Source organism: Shewanella sp. S1-58-MNA-CIBAN-0166, assembly GCF_040310085.1.
GTDB lineage: Bacteria > Pseudomonadota > Gammaproteobacteria > Enterobacterales > Shewanellaceae > Shewanella.
In genome coordinates, this window is record NZ_JBEOPN010000032.1 from 1 (window position 1) to 21645 (window position 21645).

Annotated in this window: 21 protein-coding genes; 8 read left to right on the forward strand and 13 right to left on the reverse strand. The window is 41.7% G+C overall.

Annotated elements, in window-relative coordinates; genetic code table 11:
- The 5 genes from AAEY99_RS17080 to hemC form a co-directional block, all read right to left on the reverse strand.
- A partial coding sequence (locus AAEY99_RS17080; RefSeq protein WP_351011344.1) for a retention module-containing protein occupies nt 1-2380 on the reverse strand: 2380 nt, incomplete at its 3' end.
- 376 nt (nt 2381-2756) lie between these two features.
- Nucleotides 2757-3926: a heme biosynthesis HemY N-terminal domain-containing protein gene (locus AAEY99_RS17085; RefSeq protein WP_101086287.1), complete on the reverse strand. Its 1170-nt coding sequence runs from the start codon at nt 3924-3926 to the stop codon at nt 2757-2759.
- Nucleotides 3923-5173 carry a uroporphyrinogen-III C-methyltransferase gene (locus AAEY99_RS17090; protein ID WP_351011346.1) on the reverse strand — a complete coding sequence of 417 codons (1251 nt, stop codon included), beginning with the start codon at nt 5171-5173 and terminating at the stop codon, nt 3923-3925. The genes AAEY99_RS17085 and AAEY99_RS17090 overlap by 4 nt, the downstream gene beginning before the upstream one ends.
- 85 nt (nt 5174-5258) lie before the next feature.
- On the reverse strand, nt 5259-5978 hold the full coding sequence (locus AAEY99_RS17095) for a uroporphyrinogen-III synthase (protein WP_351011348.1): 720 nt from the start codon (nt 5976-5978) through the stop codon (nt 5259-5261).
- 25 nt (nt 5979-6003) lie between these two features.
- Nucleotides 6004-6933, reverse strand: a complete 930-nt coding sequence (gene hemC / locus AAEY99_RS17100; RefSeq protein ID WP_162022194.1) for a hydroxymethylbilane synthase — start codon at nt 6931-6933, stop codon at nt 6004-6006.
- Nucleotides 6934-7205: 272 nt separating this feature from the next.
- Between hemC and AAEY99_RS17105 the strand changes: the two genes are divergently transcribed.
- Entirely contained in the window at nt 7206-9665 is a 2460-nt protein-coding gene (locus AAEY99_RS17105; protein ID WP_350977233.1) for a class I adenylate cyclase, read from the forward strand.
- Nucleotides 9666-9735: 70 nt separating this feature from the next.
- Here AAEY99_RS17105 and cyaY read toward each other — a convergent pair whose 3' ends face one another.
- Nucleotides 9736-10071, reverse strand: a complete 336-nt coding sequence (gene cyaY / locus AAEY99_RS17110; RefSeq protein WP_101086282.1) for an iron donor protein CyaY — start codon at nt 10069-10071, stop codon at nt 9736-9738.
- 100 nt (nt 10072-10171) lie between these two features.
- On the opposite strand from cyaY, the gene AAEY99_RS17115 reads away from it, so the two are divergent.
- The 6 genes from AAEY99_RS17115 (at nt 10172) to AAEY99_RS17140 (ending at nt 14978) form a co-directional block, all read left to right on the forward strand.
- Nucleotides 10172-10333 (forward strand): hypothetical protein, encoded by a 162-nt coding sequence (locus AAEY99_RS17115; RefSeq protein ID WP_254439904.1) that lies wholly within the window; start codon nt 10172-10174, stop codon nt 10331-10333.
- A 20-nt stretch (nt 10334-10353) separates the two neighbouring features.
- Entirely contained in the window at nt 10354-11598 is a 1245-nt protein-coding gene (lysA, locus tag AAEY99_RS17120) for a diaminopimelate decarboxylase (protein WP_101086280.1), read from the forward strand.
- A 40-nt stretch (nt 11599-11638) separates the two neighbouring features.
- Nucleotides 11639-12466, forward strand: a complete 828-nt coding sequence (dapF, locus tag AAEY99_RS17125; protein WP_059747101.1) for a diaminopimelate epimerase — start codon at nt 11639-11641, stop codon at nt 12464-12466.
- A gap of 110 nt (nt 12467-12576) precedes the next feature.
- Nucleotides 12577-13203: a DUF484 family protein gene (locus tag AAEY99_RS17130; RefSeq protein WP_174839667.1), complete on the forward strand. Its 627-nt coding sequence runs from the start codon at nt 12577-12579 to the stop codon at nt 13201-13203.
- A 135-nt stretch (nt 13204-13338) separates the two neighbouring features.
- Nucleotides 13339-14238, forward strand: coding sequence for a tyrosine recombinase XerC (gene xerC / locus AAEY99_RS17135; RefSeq protein ID WP_162022197.1), 900 nt, complete (start codon nt 13339-13341; stop codon nt 14236-14238).
- Entirely contained in the window at nt 14238-14978 is a 741-nt protein-coding gene (locus AAEY99_RS17140) for an HAD-IA family hydrolase (protein WP_182744822.1), read from the forward strand. Before xerC ends, AAEY99_RS17140 begins: the two co-directional genes overlap by 1 nt.
- Here the strand turns inward: AAEY99_RS17140 and AAEY99_RS17145 are convergent.
- The 6 genes from AAEY99_RS17145 to AAEY99_RS17170 form a co-directional block, all read right to left on the reverse strand.
- Entirely contained in the window at nt 14958-15473 is a 516-nt protein-coding gene (locus tag AAEY99_RS17145) for an AlbA family DNA-binding domain-containing protein (protein WP_101086277.1), read from the reverse strand. The genes AAEY99_RS17140 and AAEY99_RS17145 overlap by 21 nt on opposite strands.
- A gap of 120 nt (nt 15474-15593) precedes the next feature.
- The gene (locus tag AAEY99_RS17150) at nt 15594-16106 is read right to left on the reverse strand and encodes a hemerythrin domain-containing protein (RefSeq protein ID WP_432346163.1); all 513 of its coding nucleotides are present in this window, start codon (nt 16104-16106) and stop codon (nt 15594-15596) included.
- 115 nt (nt 16107-16221) lie between these two features.
- Entirely contained in the window at nt 16222-17505 is a 1284-nt protein-coding gene (locus AAEY99_RS17155) for a Kelch repeat-containing protein (RefSeq protein WP_351011349.1), read from the reverse strand.
- Between the two features lie 53 nt (nt 17506-17558).
- The gene (locus AAEY99_RS17160) at nt 17559-17882 is read right to left on the reverse strand and encodes a CC0125/CC1285 family lipoprotein (RefSeq protein WP_162022201.1); all 324 of its coding nucleotides are present in this window, start codon (nt 17880-17882) and stop codon (nt 17559-17561) included.
- A 34-nt stretch (nt 17883-17916) separates the two neighbouring features.
- Nucleotides 17917-18663: an anti-sigma factor family protein gene (locus AAEY99_RS17165; protein ID WP_351011351.1), complete on the reverse strand. Its 747-nt coding sequence runs from the start codon at nt 18661-18663 to the stop codon at nt 17917-17919.
- Nucleotides 18660-19148 carry an RNA polymerase sigma factor gene (locus AAEY99_RS17170; RefSeq protein WP_101086273.1) on the reverse strand — a complete coding sequence of 163 codons (489 nt, stop codon included), beginning with the start codon at nt 19146-19148 and terminating at the stop codon, nt 18660-18662. The genes AAEY99_RS17165 and AAEY99_RS17170 overlap by 4 nt, the downstream gene beginning before the upstream one ends.
- Nucleotides 19149-19283: 135 nt before the next feature.
- On the opposite strand from AAEY99_RS17170, the gene AAEY99_RS17175 reads away from it, so the two are divergent.
- Entirely contained in the window at nt 19284-20717 is a 1434-nt protein-coding gene (locus AAEY99_RS17175; RefSeq protein WP_182744821.1) for a S8 family serine peptidase, read from the forward strand.
- Here AAEY99_RS17175 and AAEY99_RS17180 read toward each other — a convergent pair.
- The gene (locus AAEY99_RS17180) at nt 20714-21619 is read right to left on the reverse strand and encodes a surface lipoprotein assembly modifier (protein ID WP_351011353.1); all 906 of its coding nucleotides are present in this window, start codon (nt 21617-21619) and stop codon (nt 20714-20716) included. The two genes, AAEY99_RS17175 and AAEY99_RS17180, sit on opposite strands and share 4 nt — an antisense overlap.
- Nucleotides 21620-21645 lie beyond the last annotated feature (26 nt).

Here is a 21645-nt window from a genome sequence, read left to right on the forward strand (position 1 = left end):
CATCGGTGGTGGTACCGCTAATGTCGGCGGTGGCGCCGCTGTCATTTAAGACTAGATCGACAGTGATGTTACCGGCGACAGCATCTACTATTCCATCATCGTTATCTGTTGCAGAATTACCGGCAGGATCTGTAACTTCAGCGACAACGGTATAGTCTCCTTCTGACAATGGGTCAACTACATCGACTTCATATGTTCCATCAGGATTCACTATCGTTGTAATGGTCTGTTCGTTACCTTCACTATCAGTAATAATTAACGTAACAGTACTGCCTACAGGTGCGTCAGTCGTACCCGTGATAGTTGGTGTAGTGTCGTTTGTAAGAGCTGGTGTATCGACTGTAATAACCGGTGGTGTGGTATCTAAAATTGCAGAGTCACTTCCTTCAGGCGTTGTATTACCATTAGAATCAACGACTACAGCAACAACTTCAATTTCTTCACCTTCACCAGGAGCTGGTAAATTGAGATTTACGCTACCAGTATCAATATCTTCTTGTGTTAATACTATTTCAATGCCATTAACAATAAGTGTGTCACCGGCTTGAGCACCAGTGTTGTCCAGGCCGATAGTAACGTTTATTTCTGTAGCGCCATTCAGCTCTTCATTACTAATAAAACCGTCATCATTAAGATCTGTATTAATTACAACGGTAGGTGCGCCATCAGCGACTGGAGTTACATTAATAGTTAATGTCGCTGTTTCACCAGTGTTAGTAGTGTAAGTAATAACAGGAACGGTACCGTTCCAGTTTTCATTTGGGGTGAAGGTATAAGAGCCATCTTCATTGATGATCAGCACACCGCCCTCAAGCGTGACTTCAGTGCCGGCAGGATAGGTTTGGCCGTCAACTTCAAATGTTACCACGCTTAAATCTGAATCTGGATCGCTATCATTATCTAATACATTGCCTGATGCGGGTGTGTCCTCTGATACAGTGACAACATCATTAACTGTTACCGTAGGGTCTTCAACAGGGGTGATTTCAATGGTTAATGTTGCTGTTTCACCAGTGTTAGTCGTGTAAGTAATGACAGGAACTTGACCGTTCCAGTTTTCATTAGGAGTGAAGGTATAAGAGCCATCTTCATTGATGATCAGTACACCGCCCTCAAGTGTGACTTCTGTGCCGGCAGTATAAGTTTGGCCGTCAACTTCAAATGTCACCACGCTTAAATCTGAATCAACATCACCGTCGTTATCTAATACGTTACCCGTTGCTACACTGTCTTCAGCAACAGTATTGGTGTCGTTGACCAAAACGGACGCATCATCAACAGGGGTGATTTCAATAGTTAATGTAGCGGTAACACCAGTATTGGTGGTGTAAGTAATAACAGGAACTGTACCGTTCCAGTTTTCATTTGGAGTGAAGGTATAAGAGCCATCTTCATTGATGATCAGTACACCGCCATCTAGTGTGACTTCAGTGCCGGCAGGATAGGTTTGGCCGTCAACTTCAAATGTCACCACGCTTAAATCTGAATCAACATCACCGTCGTTATCTAATACGTTACCTGTTGCTACACTGTCTTCAGCAACAGTATTGGTGTCGTTGACCAAAAAGGACGCATCATCAACTGGGGTGATTTCAATAGTTAATGTAGCGGTAACACCAGTATTGGTGGTGTAAGTAATAACAGGAACTGTACCGTTCCAATTTTCATTCGGAGTGAAGGTATAAGAGCCATCTTCATTGATTATCAGTACACCGCCATCTAGTGTGACTTCAGTGCCGGCAGGATAGGTCTGGCCGTCAACTTCAAATGTCACGACGCTTAAATCTGTGTCGGCATCGGTGTCATTAGCTAACACATTGCCAGAAGCAACTTGATCTTCGCCGACTGTAATAGTGTCATTTAATAATACTGATGGGGAATCATTTTCAGTAAGAGCTTCTTCTTGAATGACTGCTGTTGGGGCAGCAGCTTGTCCGGTTGTGTCGTAGCCAGAATCCGCAAGTGTTTCGTCACCATCTCTTGTTACAGCAACATAACCAAAATCACCTTGGTTGGCCGTTGGGGTGCCAGCCGCGGTTTCTGGTAAATCTGCAGTTGGGTCTTCTCCAGACGCAATCAATGCCTGTAAAGCTTCGATTTCATCTAAAGCTTGTTGATCTGCTACTTGTTCAACAACGGTATCATCGATGTTATCGGCTAATGTATTAATCGATTCGTCATTAGGAATGTTAGCGCTATTAAAAATAGTGCCGTCATCAAACGTAATCACGAAACCAAGGTTATTACTGCTGGCAACTATTGCACCAGTCGGCACAACTTGACCGAGTTGTAGTTCCTTAGTTTCATTGTTAATCGTTATTGTTACTGAACCTTCCGAAGCAGAAAGTATTCCATTTTTTGACGTAGTCATTGATCCCATTTGAAGCTCCCAACAGCTTTAATACACTTATAATACCAATACATTAATATGCATAATATATGCTTAATTAAATACTAGTATTAACATTAAAATTAATTTAGACACAATATGTTAATAATATCATCCGCTGCTAAAGTAGTCAATTTTTTGACGTTGTACCAACGTTAAATATATTATTGAAAATAGAGTTATAAAATAGATAAATACCATAGAGCATAAACTGATACCACACGTTTCTCCGTCATAAAAAGTTCACAATTACGGATTAGCTCTACCACCATTATATCGGCAGATATAACATAAAATGAACAAATTGATGACAAAAAAGCCTGCAAGATTGCAGGCTTTGGATGTGTACAAAAATAATACTTATTGTTTACAGAATATTAGCTGCATTGCGATAGCTATGAGCCGCTGTCGAATTTTCGCCTAACTGTTCTTGTGCTTGGGCTAAAGCCAGCCATGATTGATGGGTTGGTGCTATGCGACATACATTTTGCCAATGAATTTTGGCTTGTTTAGTATCCCGACTCTGAATCGCTAGTCTTGCAAGGCACATTTGATAGTCAGCATCATTTTCATGAGTGGTTTCTAATTTACTGAGTAATTTACGTATATCTTGATCTTGAGCGGTAATTAAATCAGGTATTGCTGTAAATAACGCTGCTGATGGCGAAGCATTGAGTTGTTTATTAATTAACTTTAGCGCTTGATCTTTATGACCATACTGAATAAGTCCATGAGCATAAGCTAATATAAGTTCATCCTCTTTACGTTCTGACTTATTTAACCAATGCCAACATTTAGTTAACTCAGCTTCAGATACTTTTGCTGCATTGATCATTAAAATACTGTTGGTCTTAGTATTTAATTGGTTGAACTCTGTTTCAGCTAATAATTGACGCTTTTTAAGAATTGGTAACAACAACTTCAATGCCTGCCAATCGTGTTGTTGTTGATATAATTCTTGTGCCAATTTAAGCACTGGGGAGCTACTTTTGCTTGTAGGGTTCAGCTTATCTAATATTGCACGGGCCTTAATCAGTTCACCTTGTTTCATTAAATAACGGGTACGCGAAGTATAAACCGCTGTTTTTGCAATTGGGTTTTTCTCAGCTTGAGTTAAATAATGATCGCGAGCTGTAATATCACCTTGATAGTGTGCCGCTCTAGCTGCTGCAAATAGATTTAATACCGGAATTTCACCTTTTTCAGCCCCTTTTGCCATGGCTTTTTCTGCTGCTGACCAATCTTCTTCTGCCAACGCTAAAGCGCCGATTAACGTATGTTTTTTAGCGGCTTTTCTCCGCCATTGCTCAGGAAGATATCGGCTACTTAATACGATATTTAATAACAAGATGATTAACCATTCGAGTAATTGCAGCGCAAAATAAAACACAATTAAGCCAACAACACCTGTCACTAAGCTGGTTTCTATCTGATAGTCACCCATCGCGATGTAAATGTAACCGCTTTGCCCAATAATGAGTGGACTAAGACACAGTCCAATTAAAATGAGAACAACATAAACTAGCGTCTTAATCATTGCGTAGGCTCCCCAGTAGGCATAATTTCACCATAGATAACCAGTTGCTGCAGTAGTGGCGATGCTTGAAATTTATTGAGGGTAATCTTCTCGATGTTAACTTTGGCAAGCTTATCTAAAGACGCAATCATTGTTTTGGTCTTTGGATCACTTAAGTCAAAATACTGTTGTAACCACTTGTCTGCTAATGAAATAGATTGTTGATAATTCAGTTGATCAAATCGGTACAATGCTAATTGTGCTTGCAATAATTTGTTGCGAATATTTTCGACCAAATACCATTGCTGCTCAGGTGATAATAGTGGTTCTAGATCAGTAGTACGTTTACGGATAGTGATAAAGCCATCAGTTAAATCGTGCCAAGTTCGGGCCAAATTCTGTTGCCAGTCATCAATTGAATCAGTTACTTGTTGAGTGCTTTTATTGTCAGCAAAATTTTCATCAACACGATTTAATGGTAATTGTGTTAAGCCATCAATAAGGGTATCTAAGTCAAAGATAGTATTAGTGATGTCAGTCGTTTTTAATGCTTTAACTTTGGTGATGTCAGCTGCTAACGCTTTGCGTAATACTGTTAATGCAGGATCTTTCATCGCACTAATGCGTTCATCTGCCGATTGTAATAAACCAATAGCGGTTTGTGGATCGTTTTCTAACCACAGTTTTCTACCCGCCATGCGTACAAGGTATTCAGCTTCTGATGCCATCCAATGGTTAGGACTGCGCTGTGCAATCACCGCAACACGCTCTTGCAATTGTTTATTCGACTGCTGCAGTTGGGCTAATTTCGCATAAGCTTTGGTATCATTCAGTTGTTGTTGCTCTAACGTGCCAATGCGTTTATTCGTTGCCATTGCCGTTTGCTGTAATTCATATTTTAACGATTTATTTTGGGTTACTTGCTCAGAGATATTTTGCCCTAACTGAGTTTGGCTATTACTTTGTTGATCCAGTTGCAAATACAGCCAATAACAAGCTGCAATAGCCACTATTGCTACGAGTAAACTGAACAGTACTCCAAGACGGATCCACCAAGAACTAGGTTTCGCTTTGCGTCGACTATTATTGACAGGTGAATTAGCAGAGGAGTTTGCCTGGTTATTATTGGTTTTGCTGTCAGCAGATTTTTGGCTGGTTGCATTGCCTTTTTTGGTCTGTGTCGGCTTTTCTACAGGAGTTGGTGCTGGAGAAATAACTTTCTCATCCTTGTGAGCTGGCGAGTTTGGATCTTTTTTATTGTTTTCCATGAACAGTCCTTGAAAGCAAAAATACAACCAATAAAAGCAATATTAATAAATGCGTGTCGATGCAAGATAACAATACAATAACAAATTATAACGCAAGACTCGCTAGTATAGCTTGAGTATTTGCTCCATTTGCATTGGTAATGTGGCTTAAGCCCATTGCTTTTGCTTGTAATTCGACGCGATTACTGGGGACTATAATATGACATGCACGTAGCCATGCAAATAATTCTTTTGGTACAAGCTCAACTAAGTTGGATAATATTTCACCGCTGGTGACAACGATGGTGTCAATTCCAAACGATTCCCACTGCTGAGTTATCGCTTTAGCGTCAAGTTTTGGTATGGCTCGTTGATAGACTTGCCAATAGCTAACATTGGCGCCTCGCAGTCGTAACTGCTCCGCAAGTGTTTCTCGTCCGCCTAAACCCCGAACAATGATAAATGACTGTTTATCGACATTCTGTAATTGAGCTAGCGATAATAAACCTTCACTATCTTGATTGTCTTCAGGTGAGGTAAAAGCATTGATATTGTATTGAGCTAGGCTATCTGCCGTAGCTTGACCTACTGCAAAATAACGACAATGAGTCGGAAATTGTTGTTGTAATTTTTGCGCAGCAAAGTCCACTGAATTAGTGCTAATAAATAGTAAGTTGTCAGTGTTATTTAAGTGGGTAGGATCGAGTTGTTCTGTGGTTTCTACAACCGATAATAGCGGAGTAACAAGATAAGCAACGTCTCGCTGCGAGAGTTGCTCTTCCATTGCTTGATTGCGCCCTTGTGGGCGCGTTAACAAGACTTTCATGGTCTGTTATCTTGATGACACAAGATTAACTGGCATACACGGCATCTAAAATCGTTTTAGCACCGCGACTCAGTAAATCCTCTGCAAGTGACTCCCCAAGTGCAACCGCATCTGTTTTAGAGCCGGAGACAGTACCTACAATTATTTGGCTACCATCAGGATTACCAACTAAACCTCGTAGAGTTAAGTTATCACCGTTTATTTCAGCAAAAGCACCGATAGGGACTTGGCATCCGCCTTCTAAACGAGTATTCATTGCTCGCTCAGCAAGTACTCTATAACGGGTTTCTAAATGTTCAAGTGGTGCTAATAACGTTTTAACGCGCACATCATCAGTACGGCACTCAATTCCTACGGCACCTTGGCCATTAGCAGGCAGTGATTCTTCGGCAGAAATAAAGTTAGCGATACGTTCCTTTAGCTTTAAACGAATTAATCCGGCGGCTGCTAGAATAATTGCATCATAATCACCGCTGTCTAGCTTGGCTAAACGGGTACCGACATTTCCGCGTAAATCTTTGATAACTAAATCAGGACGAGCAGCTCTAATTTGGCACTGACGGCGTAAACTGGATGTACCTACCACCGCGCCTTGTGGCAATTCGCTGATAGATTTATAACTGTTAGACACAAATGCATCACGCGGGTCTTCACGTTCACATATAACTTGTAAACCTAAACCTTCTGGAAACTCTACCGGTAAGTCTTTCATGGAGTGCACTGCAATATCGGCACGATTTTCAAGCATGGCAACTTCCAGCTCTTTAACAAACAGGCCTTTGCCACCGATTTTAGCTAAAGGAGTATCTAAAATGACATCACCTTTAGTACTCATTGGTAATAACTCAACGGTTAGTCCAGGGTGAATACGCTCAAGCTCAGCTTTAACAAATTCAGCTTGCCACATTGCAAGTGGACTTTTACGTGTTGCGATACGAATTATATTTTCAGACATGGTAGTAGATCCATCAGATAGCCTCATTAAGGTAATGCTATCATCGCTCAAGCTTTGATGTAACAAATCGATGGTAATTGTTTGAAGTGTGTAGGGCTTATTTTTGATTACTATTGTTTGTTAGTGACGAGTTAAACAAAAACAAATGTTGCGACGATCACTATTTAAGCAAAAGTGTGATCTTGATTGGCAATAATGGCCATTAACGGTTAGTCTTTTATAATGAGTAGTTACCAGATAGTTGCATTAGAGAAAGAAAAAGGAAGTCAGCCTTGACCGATAAAACGGCACATTATCAAAAGGATTTAGCTGAAAAACTAAATTGCACCAGATTAGCTCGAGCACTTAATGTACTTACTAATTTGCAGCAACATTTATTTCATCTTATTCCCTTCCTAATACACCATAATCAAATTGATGTTCCCGGTATTATTGATCCTGACACACCGTGTGGTGTCCACGGTTTTATCTTATCAGATGCGATAATTTCAGCATGTGATTTCTTATCTTTATCTATTCCTGAGACAAACCAGCCAAGTGATTGTGTTTTTGAAGGCGTATATGCCATGGGAAGCACCGCTAGTTTTGGGCAGAACCCACAAAGTGATGTCGATATATGGCTGGTTTACAATAGTCAATTGACTCAAGAGCAGCTTAAATTAATTGAATATAAGAATAAACTCATCAGTGACTGGTTTGCAGGTTTTGAGTTTGAAGTGAACTTTTATCTGGTGCATCCGATGCAATTTAGAGAATGCAGCGCATTTGATAATTGTCAGCCAGTAGGATTAGAGCATAGTGGCAGTAGTCAGCACTGGCTATTATTAGAAGAGTTTTACCGTTCTCACATTCGACTCACAGGTAAAGTTGTTGCTTGGTGGCCCGATGCCGACAGTCAAAATACAGAGTCTGATGTCAATTTACTTTATCTTGGCGATATCAATTCTTTGCCAGCGGCAGAATATTTTGGCGCTTCATTATGGCAACTGTATAAGGGGCTAAATAAGCCTCATAAAGCATTATTAAAAGTGTTGTTGCTGGAAACTTATGCCTCGGAATACCCCCATACAACACTGATTACCCAACAACTTTGGCAATATTGTGAACAACAAGATTTTAGTGTTGATAACGATGCTTACTTACTGCTTTATCAGCGTATTGAAGCCTACTTGATTGCTCAAGGTGATGACAATCGTTTAGAAATTGTCAGGCGTTGTTTTTACTTAAAATCGGGTGTCACGTTATCGCGTTTATCACCTCATGGTGCAGCGGACTGGCGGGTAGAAAAAATTAGCTCTTTGGTTAAGCAGTGGACATGGAGTCATGAGTTGGTGGCCACATTGGATAATAGCCCTCATTGGCATGCAGGTCAGTTAAAATGGTTCAATCAGCAACTTAGTGAACTGTTATTAGTCAGTTATAAGAATCTATTAAAATTTGCTTCAAAACAAACGCTAAGCGAACGTATGCGGGTTGAAGAATTAGGCTTGTTGGCGCGTAAATTACACACTTATTTTAGTGAGGATGAACATTTATTACAACCTCTGAACCGCTTGTGGAGTTTATCGACTGCTGAAAAATCGTTGACTATCTTTCATTGCAAGCAAGCATCACGTTTTTATTTATATCGTCAAGCTTATATTGAACAGGATCCGTCTCAAGCTGTTGTGCACAATCAAGGAAATGAGTTCGATAATCATCCTATTCACGATGCGGATAATATATGCAGTTTAGTTGCCTGGTCAGTGTTGAATGGACTCGCAACGGTAGAGACTAAATGGTTTCAAGTTGGACGAGGTAAAAGACGGACTGATAAATTAAGTTACCTAACGCGTAAACTTATCCCTGTTATGCACAATGTACCAACGGTCTATAAGCGTGATTTATGCGAACCATGGTGCTATAAAAAAATTGTGTTGATTACCAATATGGATAAAGATCCGACCACTCAATTGAATGAACAAGAACTGATGTTGGAACATGTTAATGCCAATATTCTATCCTTCGGCCAGACAAAAATCAGTATGTTGTCATCGGTGGCGGTTGTTTGTTTAAACAGTTGGGGTGAGTGGCAGAGTCATCGTTTTAATGGGAAAACCGCATTGCTTGAAGCGATTTCATTTATTATTTTGGGACTAAAACGTTCAAATGAGCAAGTTGATTTATCAATTATTAGCTGCTCGGCAAAATTAAAACAACCGATTTTTAATCAACTGAAAACCTTACTGTTACGTTGTTATGGTTTAATGAAAAAGGTCAATCAGACAAATACATTGATGCATCCGATAACGATAGGCGATCAACATTATAGTATGCATTTCAATTCATTAGGTATGATGTATCGTAAAATTGATTCCACAACAGGTACAGAAAATCTTAATTCGTCTGTGTTGCCGTATGCTGATTTAGCTGACCATTCCCATTTGAATGCGCCATCGGTGATCCAAAAGTTCATCGCCATGGGGGCGAAGCAGTATTTTTTACGCGAACGTCTTCAAACGCTCGATGTGTTCATTGCAGACGAGCATAATCAGCTTGAGCATTTACAATACCAACACACTAGTATTAATGATTTTGTTGCCAAAGAAAGTCATTTGTATGTATTCGACGAGCAAAAGCAACGATCCCCTGTGTTTAATATGCCGCAGTTTTTTCAGCTTGTGGATATTGAAGGCAAGTTAACGGTAATACCTTTTGGTTTGTCAGTAGATGAGATGGGCTCAGCATTTTAAGCAAAAGCCCAATCTCAATGACAATTAAATGACTCACTTAGTGCTATCACACACTAAGTTCTTACGAGGTTTATGCGTTTATCTCGAGCAAAATGCCACTTTGTTTATTGATGGCATCAATCACAAAAGACATAAATTCCAAGCCATTACGGGTATCTAACCATTTACCATCTTTGTAATTAAAGTGATAACCACCTGATTTTGTCGCCAGCCAAATTTCATGAAGAGGCTCTTGTTTATTGATGACGATTTGCGAACTGTCTTCAAAAGCCAGCTGTAAAACATTGCCACTGGCGTTGATATCAACATCGGCATCTTGCTCGTCAATCGCTTTTTCTACCGCGTTCTCTATTTCGCCAAACATTTCATCGGCTAATCGATGAAACTCAGTATCTGTAATAGCCATGTATTTCTATCCTTTGCTTTATGCGTTATGAATGCGATTATAAGACCATTATTCACTAGATGCACAGATGTTGAAAAAAATGAGACTGCTTTTATTTATTATGCTTGCTAGCCTATTCGTAACCGCATGTGGTCAAAAAGGCGTTTTATACAAAACTCCCGAGCCGGTGGCCAATAAAGTCGCCCCAAAACCTGCTAGCACTGATGTGCTAAAGCAAACTGAGGAACTCGACTCTCAACCTTCAACTTCACAACAAGAATAGCATTTATAAGGGACCGCATTTTGGATTACTTTTCATATCAAAATAATTCACTATTCGCAGAAGACTGCGATGTAGCAAAACTGGCCAACACTCACGGTACGCCGTTGTACATTTATTCTCGTGCCACATTAGAGCGCCATTGGCATGCTTTTAATAATGCCGTTGCTGACCATCCGCATCTTATTTGTTATGCAGTGAAGGCGAATTCAAACCTTGCGGTATTAAATGTATTGGCTCGCTTAGGCAGTGGTTTTGATATTGTCTCTGGCGGTGAACTCTCGCGTGTGCTGCAAGCTGGCGGCGATCCTAAAAAAGTGGTTTTCTCTGGTGTGGGTAAAACCGTTGCCGAAATGGAGCAAGCTCTGAATATTGGCATTTACTGTTTTAATGTCGAGTCAAGTGCCGAACTTGAACAACTTAATGACGTCGCGAGGCGCTTGGGTAAAGTGGCACCAGTTTCATTACGCATTAATCCAGATGTTGATGCCGGTACGCATCCATATATTTCAACAGGTCTTAAAGAAAATAAATTTGGCATTGCCATGGAAGAAGCCGAAGTGGTGTTTGCCCGTGCAGCAGAATTAACCCATTTACATGTTAAAGGTGTGGATTGCCATATTGGTTCACAGCTCACCGAAATAAAGCCATTTTTAGATGCTATGGACCGTATGCTTGCATTGATCGATCGCTTAGGCGAGTTAGGCATTCAAATTGAACATTTTGATGTGGGTGGCGGCTTAGGGGTAACATATAACAATGAAACTCCGCCACATCCAGACGTATATGCTGCAGCATTACTTGATCGCTTAAATGGCCGTAAATTGAAGTTAATTTTTGAACCAGGTCGTGCCATTGCTGCCAATGCAGGGATTTTCGTCACTCAAGTGCTTTATCTGAAAGAAAATAGTGATAAGCGTTTTGCCATTGTTGATGGTGCAATGAATGATCTTATTCGCCCATCGCTGTATAGCGCATGGCAAAATATTATTCCGGTACAACAAAATGACGCGCCAACCTTTGCTTATGATATTGTAGGTCCAGTATGCGAAACGGGTGACTTTCTGGGTAAAGACAGACAGTTAGCGGTTAAATCAGGCGACTTATTAGCGATACGCTCAAGTGGCGCTTACGGTTTTGCGATGGCCTCAAATTATAATTCTCGCCCAAGAGTGGCTGAAATTATGGTTGATGGTGGTAATGATTTTGTTGTTCGTCAGCGTGAAACGCTAGAGCAACTTTGGCAAGGCGAACATTTATTGCCATAGGCAGTAAGCTAGCGGCATAACGTTTTATAAGGAAACTTTTGTGATCCATTTCACTAAGATGCACGGACTGGGTAATGACTTTATGGTCGTTGATGGCGTAACACAAAATGTGTTTTTTTCGCCTGAACAAATTCGCCGTCTTGCCGATCGGAATTTTGGGATTGGTTTTGATCAACTTTTGTTGGTTGAGCCGCCTTATGATCCAGATTTAGATTTCCATTATCGTATTTTTAATGCCGATGGCAGTGAAGTTGAACAGTGTGGCAATGGTGCTCGCTGTTTTGCTCGTTTTGTTCGCAATAAAGGTTTAACGCAAAAGAATAAAATTCGCGTGAGCACTAATTCGGGTAAAATAACTTTACGCATTGAGCGCGATGGTAACGTGACCGTTAATATGGGCGTTCCCGTTATCGAGCCAAGCCAAATTCCATTTAAAGCTAAAAAAAGCGAAAAAACCTATTTATTGCAAACGCCGATGCAAACTTATTTATGCGGTGCCATTTCAATGGGTAATCCACATTGTGTGATTGAAGTGGAAGACGTACAAGCCGTTAACGTAGATGAAATTGGCAGTAGCTTGACTCGTCATGAGCGCTTTCCTAAAGGCGTGAATGTTGGCTTTATGCAAGTGATTAATCCTGGGCACATTAAGTTACGTGTGTATGAGCGCGGCGCCGCAGAAACCTTAGCATGCGGTACAGGAGCATGTGCCGCGGCAGCGGTTGGGCAATTGCAAGATAAGCTCGATAAACAGGTGAGAGTCGATTTACCAGGTGGCAGCTTAATCATAAATTGGGAAGGCGAGGGTAAGCCGTTATGGATGACCGGACCGGCAGAACATGTATATGATGGACAAATACAACTATGAGTGACATTACCTCAAAAGCCAGTGTGACTAATGTGGCCGCTGACAATACGGTTAGCAGCGAACAAGCAAAAGATATTAATTCAATTGGACAAGATCTTGGCATCGACATGATGGCTAGCCTACAACAAGCTCCGTTTGATGAAATGTTGATCCGCGAATACTTATTGGATAATCCTGACTTTTTTAATCGTTATCCTGAGTTATTAGTGGCCATGCGTGTACCGCATGCGGAACGTGGCGCGGTATCATTAGTTGAACGTCGACAAGAATTGTTGCGTCAACGTGTTAGCCAGCTAGAAGAAGAAATTACCTCGTTAATGAATATCGCCACTCATAATGAGAGAATATTCAAATATAATACTGAGTTGTCGTTTAAAATGCTTGCGAGCCAAGATTTGGGTGAGCTGCGTTTAGTTTTGTCAGAAGGATTAAAAAACGAGTTTGGCTTTAGTCATGTCAGATTAATTACTGTGCACGATATCGACAGCGAATTAGCTAAAATTTGGCGTCATCGGGTTCAAAGTGGTTATTATTTTGGCCGGTTAACTCAATCAGAATCCAAACGTTTGTTTGGTAGTGAAGTTGGTTCTGTGGCATTAACTAAATTATCTGATGAAAATGGCCAAGTGATATTTGCTATAGCCAGTAAAGACCCAACGCATTTCCATCCTGATATGGACTCATTGTTATTCAGTCAGTTGCGTCGTTTATTAGATCATATGTTGCCGAAAATGTAATCGTTAAGCTAAGAGTATTGTTGAGAATACACGGATTACGTCAATCGTTTGTAACTGTTTTAAACGAGTATTCTTGAGCGATGAAATAGGCTCAAATGACGGCGGTCTTAGTCGTTACAATCTGGGAGTATCTTGATGAAGCCAACTGACTGGCAAGCGATATTTAGCCAACATTTGTCTTCAGAAAGACAGCTCTCAGCCTATACCGTGCGCAACTACCTATTTGAATTACGTCGTGTCGAAGACATGTTAGCTGAATCAACTCAGCTGATTGACGTTAGCCGTGATCAGCTGCAAGCAGTACTGGCTACATTACACCGTAAAGGGCTGAGTCCCCGTTCATTATCTTTGTGTTTATCTGCCTTAAAACAATTTTTTGATTTTTTGCTGCGCGAAGATGCTGTCACCGTAAACCCGGCACAGACGTTAAGCGCACCTAAACAAAATAAACCCTTACCGAAAAATATGGATGTGGATGCTGTCAGCCATTTATTGTCCATAGAAGGTGATGATCCTTTGAGCTTGCGTGATAAAGCCATTATGGAATTATTTTATTCAAGTGGCTTACGTTTAGCGGAGTTAGCCAGCTTAGATTGCGTTGACATTAAGTTTGATCAAAGCGAAGTTAAAGTGATGGGTAAGGGCAGTAAACAGCGTGTTGTGCCCATTGGCCAAGTGGCATTAACCGCGATCAAAACGTGGTTGGATTGCCGTAACCAGTTACCTTGTGCAGAAGCTGGGGATGCGTTATTTGTTAGCAGCCAAGGTAAACGATTGTCACATCGCAGTATTCAAGCGCGTATGGCTAAGTGGGGCCAAGAACAGGCCATGGCGGTAAAAGTTCACCCACATAAGTTGCGTCATTCGTTTGCAACCCATATGCTTGAATCAAGCCAAGATTTACGTGCAGTACAAGAATTACTTGGTCATGCGAACTTATCGACTACACAAATTTACACCAGTTTAGATTTTCAACACCTTGCTAAAGTGTACGATAACGCGCATCCAAGAGCGAAAAAAGACAGGGGGAAATAATGACTTTGCAATTGCCTAAAGCTTCGATGATCCAATATCAGCGCCTACAACCTTTTAGCGCGATTAGTTTTGATTTAGACGATACACTTTACAATAATCTTCCTTATGTAATACATGCCAGTGAGCAGCTGTTCTCGTTAATTAATCAAGCCTATCCTGCCACCACTGCATGGGATACCGCTCAATGGCAGCAACTCAAACATGCACTGTTCAAACTACATCCAGAGTTAGCTCATGATACTAGTGCAGCACGCTATGCCATGTTGCATCAAGGTTTATTACACTTTGGTTATAGTGAGACTGAAGCCAGCCAAGGTGCACAAGATGGCATGACATGCTTTCATCATCATCGCAGTGATTTTACTATTGATGATAACGTGCTGGGATTACTAGAACGCCTAAGCCAACGGTACCCACTAATCGGCATCACTAATGGTAATGTCGACACCCAGCGCATTGGGTTAGGTAAGGTGATGCAGTTTGTGCTACATCCTGGCCATGGGGTTAAAATGAAACCTGCCGCCGACATGTTTAGCCTTGCTTGTCGTCAATTAGATATTAAGCCGTCGGCGTTATTGCATGTGGGCGATCATCCGTTGTCTGACATTGCTGGAGCTAAAATGGCGGGGTGTCAAAGTGTGTGGCTAAACCCATGCATGCAGCAACGGCATAAAAAGGCGCAACCGGTATTACCGCATATCGAGATTAACCAATTGGATTTACTGCTTCAGTTGCTTTAGCTTGAGATCGATTCCGGCTTTTAGGCTCATTTGTTCAACTTGCTCACGGCTCGCATGCATATCGGCATCGCCAACTCGAAAATAGGTACCACTGTAAGGATCGGTGCCAACATAAATAGGTCGGAGTTTTACGTCGACACAGGGCACATGAATTCTGATCAGCTTTTTAGCCATAATTTCGATTATTTGTACGTCGGTAGGCGCTAAAATATTGTGACTGATTTTTTTCGGGTCATGTAAAATGGCCCAAATTTCACTGAGCATTGGCATTGGATTAATAATGCCCTCAATCGTAAACTCACCTTGTTGTTCTTTTACCCCTAAAATAATTTCCCCGCCTAAGGTGTTAGCAAAAGCACTATAGCTTTCCCACATGCCTTCGGGCAACATTCCATTACCATCTCTTCCACCTGCTAACTTAAATTCAACTTGGGCAGATTCATGTAAGTTTGCTATGTCGTCTAGGGCAAAGGTTGGGTAATGATGAGGTGACATTTAGGCTCCATATTGAAGTACGGTAAACTCATTATGTACTGTATGAAGTTTCGCAAAAAAAAGGAAGCAAATCCGTAAGGATGATCTCGAAGTTGCTTCAAAATGGGGAACCTAGGAGCATTATAGTGCTAAAGCTTTTGGGAATAATAAAGTGTTTTCAATCTCTATATGGATTTGCAAATCGGCATCAAATTCAGCCAAGGTGCGATAACACGCTTGCCACGTATGGCAAACACCTGCAGGTGGCGTGTAGTTATTGGTTAAGTTTCGAATGGTTTGCAACATGTGGTCTGCATTATCGTGTTCATGCAACATCATGTTGATAGGATTACTAATATGACCAAAGCATCCATCAACAGTTTTGCCTAAGCTGAGCGATTTAATCGCCGGAAATAAAATGCGTTCTTCTTTCATTAAGTGCGGCATTAATTCGGCAATTAACTCATTAACCGCATGTGCCAGAGGCTTTATCTCGCTGTGATCATCACCGTGTGCGCGAACCATTTTATCTGTGTATTCCACTAATAATGGGGCGGTTTCACGAATGTATTGATGATGAGTCGCTTCAATATGATCTATCAAATCAATTAATGATAAGTGCTGTAATGCGGGTGCTGCTTGTTCGGTTAACATGGCAATTCCAAAGGTGCACATAATTTACATGTATTTTATGTGCATCTTTAACAATGCTCAATTTATTCACCACTAATCTGTTAGCTAACTCACACATTAATTGAAAATTGATACGTTATTGAGTACAAGACTCGCCTTGCGCCAAAGTGCTTAGCAGTACTTTTGAACTGACTTTTTGTTGCTGTAGCATACCGCCGACTCTTAATAAGCTACCTTGCCAACACACTAACCCACGGTGATCCATGCTTGGCTGCGATAGTGTCTGCGGTGCGAGCCACTGCTTGGTAGCCAAGTCGAATCGATAACCATAGGCGTTTGGTTCGCTAGGTTCACCGTTATAACCAATACCTGAATAGTTATACGGATTATCACTTCCGCCTAAAAATACAATTTGGCCACCAGTTGCTGTTTTAATCCCGGTAGCAGCCATGCGGTAATGAGCTGTAGCAGTTGCAGCTGTGTTTGATTTGGTAGTGTTTGCTATTGCTTGATTTACGTTTGATTCAGTTATTGTAGATTTACTTACGTTGATATTAGCCGCGACAGAGTAATGCGGCAGTAATTGCCAATCAATTCGCAAATGATTATCTGGATTGACTTCACCATACAAACACACGGGTAATGCTTGGTAACTGCGGCGCGCGTTGATATTAGCTTGTACTTTTACGCCGTCGCATAACACCAGCTGATTACCTACCATTCCTACTGCTTGACCAAATACAGCCGGTGCTGGTATTGGGCTCGCTTGAGCCCAAGTGTTGGTCTGGGTGTCATACACTTGGACTAAATTGACGTTGCCGTCGTTGTGCCAGCCGCCAAATAAATAGATGTAACGCTGTTGATATGCTACTGCAGTGGTGTCATCAACAGCCACTGGCATGTCGGCAATACGAGTATATTGATTGGTCTTAATCGAGTATTGGTAATTATCAATTGTGCTAATTTCGTCATGATTGTCGGCCACGGTATAACCGCCAAACACATACGCCTTATCGTTAATGCCAATCGCAATCGATGCCAGCCTGCCCGCTAAAGGCGCAATATGAGGTACCGGCTTAATAGTTTGCCATTGGGCATTAGGGGTGTTTAAATTTAGTGCCCATGCCTTGTTATGTACAGCTTGATAATCTTTAGCTTTACCTAGCCCCATAAAGCTCAACAAGTAAGTGTGTTTATCGCTTTGCACCAACGCTATTGCGTTGTTGGTTACCGCTTGTGGCAATGGTGTTATATCGGTTGCTGCTGCATAAGCTGGTGTAGCAACAACTATTAATCCTATTAATGATCCTGCTAACCTACCCAATGTTGAGTTAATCATAGCGATATTGTGATTAGTCGATTTTGGTCGTTTAACGGAGATACGAATGCGCAAAGAGAGTTGCTCGATTAGGCGAGACATTGTGTGTGAAATCCTTTATGTGCTTTATGGATAGCAATAGAGTGTAAACCAATTTATGGTTTTACTCCTGTGCCCATGCGTATTTCGATGACCTTTTCAACGCGCGATGGCGTGGTTATTAGCCCGCTTTGTTCGACAATAATAAACCAATCGTAACCTTGTTGCTCAGTTAACATTGATGCTTGTGTTAATGCGTAAGCATCGATATTGGTTTTATTTTTACTGATAATATTGAGCATAAAATAATTGTCAGTTATTTTATGCTCAATATAGCGATAGCCATCTGCTTGAGTATATTTGACTCTAGGTGTTGTATTTACACAACCGCCCACTAGCGTAACGAGTAATACCGCGACAATGGCGCCAAGTTTATACATGTCCATAACCTTTTAGGTAAAAATTCATAGCGAATTAGTCTGTTAACTTGCTAAGTATTTGCTGTTCTTGTGCTGTTGTTAATGGCGCGCCAACCATAATATTGTCGAGTAAGCTATCAAGTGCAGAACCGCCGCTAGCCGTTTGGTATTCAGCTTGCTGATCTTGGCTAATAGTATATTCAATATTAGCGACTTGTTGCCATTGCCCCTGCTGCTGACAGGCAATATTTTCGCTGCGCAGGCTTAGGTCTTGCAAACCATACTGGCGACAAAAATCTCCCTGTTGATTATAAAAACTGAGTTGAATAGACATGATGCTGTCATCATCTAACAATGCAATAACACCGCTTGGAAAATGCGTTAGTTGTTCTGTTATGGTTGGGTCTATGCCTGCCGTTGTGGTATTGGTCTGTAGTGGCGTGTCTAGTTGATACACGCCATAACCCGCTATTAGCGCGATAACCGCAACTGCTGCAGCATATTGTTGCACCTGTTGCTGTGCTTGGCGCCACCAAGGAAAGGCTACAATGTTACTCTCTGTAGCGCTAGGCTCTTCAAACGGTGCACTAGGCGTTTCAAGTAGTGTGCTAATGGCTTTTGGAACGGGCTGTTGGTCAATGGCTTGATAGAATGTTTGTACCATAGGATCAACCATTGCCAGTTCTGCTAAACGTTCGGCAACCGCTTCATTATCGGCAATCGCTTGCCTGACTTGCTCCATGTCTTGCTCTGGTAGTTCTGCATCTAAAAAGGCTGATAAGGTTTCATCGCTGAGGTTCATGCCATGCTCCCGTTAGGTTGTTTAAAAAAGCTGACCATGTTGGATCGAGCTCTTGCTAGGCGGCTCATGATTGTTCCTGTTGGAATGGCGAGTATCTCAGCCGCTTCGCTGTAGCTCATGCCTTGTACAGCAATTAACGATAATACTTCACGCTGATCATCAGACAAATTGTTCATCGCGCTATTCACCTCACCTAAGGTGATATCGTTAATGATGTCCGCTTCACCGTCGGTGTAATTTTCTGCCTGCAGTTCTGGTTTACTGGTGGCTAAGGTGCGTACTTTTTGTGAGCGATAATCATCAATCCATTGATTTCGACATATCTTAAAGGCCCATTTAGCTAACAGAACATCTTCCGGTGGCGGCGATTTAAGTATCCGTAATAAGGTATTTTGCACCAAGTCATCGGCATCATGCATTGAGCCCGTTAATGAGTAGGCAAAGCGTCTTAATGCTGGTAGTAGTAGGATTAATTCGGGTTTCATATTTAGGGTATACTCCTCTTTACCCTGATAACGGTTCAATGGGCAAAGTTATTCCAACATGGAGGGAATTTTTTTTGTTGTCAGACGTTTTTATCTTACACACTATCAGCGCAGGTAGATAAATCAATGAGAACAATGACAGCATATTCACTCGCATTACTGAGTTTAACCCTCATACCTTTAGTGTCTTACGGGCAATTATTGTCTGTGCCAGCACTTCCTGCAGCAGTGATAGATAAACTCGATCAAAGCGTAAGCCGAAGCGCCGAGCGCTTACAAGCACTGAAGCAGCAACGTTTGCTGGAGCAGCAATTACAGCAAACATTAGCGCTAAAGGCGACATTGTTAGACCCCTTATTACAGTTGCCTGCTGTAGTGCCTGTGCTAAATAGTGCAGGTCAGCCTGTATGGAACGATATTGAAGTTGAACATGGTTTACGCGCCGTTGAGCGTGAATGGCTATTGTTAATATCCATAGCACAATGGCAACAGCTGTTAACGACGACTCCTGAGCTGGAAATGTATGTGCAAAGCCGCACTGAACTGGCAATGTTAGGCTTACAGTTGGTTAAAATACAAGTACCGATCGAGCTTGATAGCGTCGATGCATTACGCAATACTTTACCTACACTACTGGCACCTTATTTAAACCGAAATTATATATACCAGTCGCAAGCGGCTAATCAAGCAAGCACAGTTACGGATGCGCAGGCGAGTACTGAAACGGCTATCCAAGCAGACAGAGCGACAACGGATCAGATAACGGCAGTGCAGCAAGTGGTTTCAAGTGAAACGACAGCGATGTGCCATAGACCGATAAGATTAGGCATGATAGATACCGCGATTGTGCCCCGGCATAAGGCGCTGCATATAGCCGAAGATCGCTTAGTATTGATCCAACAAAATTTTCTTACTGATGACATCCCATCTTCATATAGTCACGGAACCGCAGTGGCAGGCGTATTAGCGGGTAACAATGATCAACTTAAGCCGTTGTTACCGTCATTAACCTTATACAGCGCAGGAGCCTTTTATGCCCAAAATGCGTATCAACAAGGGGCTACACTCGACAGTATCTTGCAGGCGTTAAATTGGTTAGTAGGTCAACAGGTGCGGGTGATCAATATGAGTTTGACTGGACCAGATAATCCAATATTACATGAAGTTGTATCTCGTTTAGCTGAAACAAAGACCATTTTAGTGGCTGCAGCAGGTAACGGTGGGCCAGCCGCTAAGCCATTATATCCAGCTGCATATTCAGACGTTATTGCCGTCACTGCGGTAGATAAACAGCTGGGATTATATCGTTGGGCTAATCAGGGGGATTACATTGATTTTGCGGCGCAAGGAGTAAAGGTGTTGACTACCCGAGCAGATGGAAGCGTGGGTATTGAAAGTGGCACTTCAATGGCCACGCCCGTTGTATCGGCCAAAGTGGCCTGTATGCTGGCTGCAACACCAGAGCTGCTATTGGAGCAGGTGTTGCTGCAATTACAGCAGCAGGTGATTGATTTAGGCGCACCAGGTAAAGATCCACAATTTGGTTATGGGGTAGTAACACGCCCTTAAAAACTGGCTTGTAACATCAGTCCTGCTCGTGTTTCATCATAATCTGCACTGGTCAAGATTGACTGATAGTCACCATATTCAACGGATGTCAGCAGCGCAAAAGTGGAATTAATATTTAACTCCCACTTAGCATCAATGTGTTGATGTATATCGTTACGTTTATTATCGTCAATGGCCAAAGCATAATCTCTTTGAGTTAATTTCATTCCTAGTTGAATTTTTTGTACAACGTGCCATAAATCAAATTGATTAGACAAGCGGATATTCATACTTTTAGCGCGATAGCTAAAGGCTTTATCAAGTGTATCTTCATCCTCATAAGTTGCGCCTAATGAGATAAAGCGTTGGCCCTGTTGAAAAAACCAAAATGAATCGATATTAGCACTTTTATTGCTAGCGTCACGCGATTCAAACTGAGCAAAATCTTTGTCGGCATACACTACGCTGGGACGAATAAACCAGCTGTCGCTAAGATTATGCATGGCATACACGCTAAATTGGTTGAGCGCTAAAAAATCGCTGCCATCTAAATCAGCTTGAGCCAGATAGACACTGCTGCCCAGTGTTAGATTATCAAAGGCATAGCTCGCATCGATAAAAGCCAGCTGTAAGCGACTGTCATAAGCACTGGCATTTCGATAGCGTTTGTCATTAATACTATAGCCACTGTCTAGGCGGAAATTGTCGCTAACTTGCCAAGCTGCATTGATTTCTCCCTCTAAAACCGTCGCCGTATCCGACTCACCACTGGCTTGTTCAAGTTCACTGATGTTGACGTTAGACTGGTATTCCATACCTGCTTTTAGCTTACCGTTAACGGATAGGGTTTCTGCCGCTACTCCCATATGAGCGCAAGCCAGCAGAAATAATGTACAGGTAACGCGAGAGTGTAAAGTCATCATAAGGACTCCTAACAATAAAGATAGGC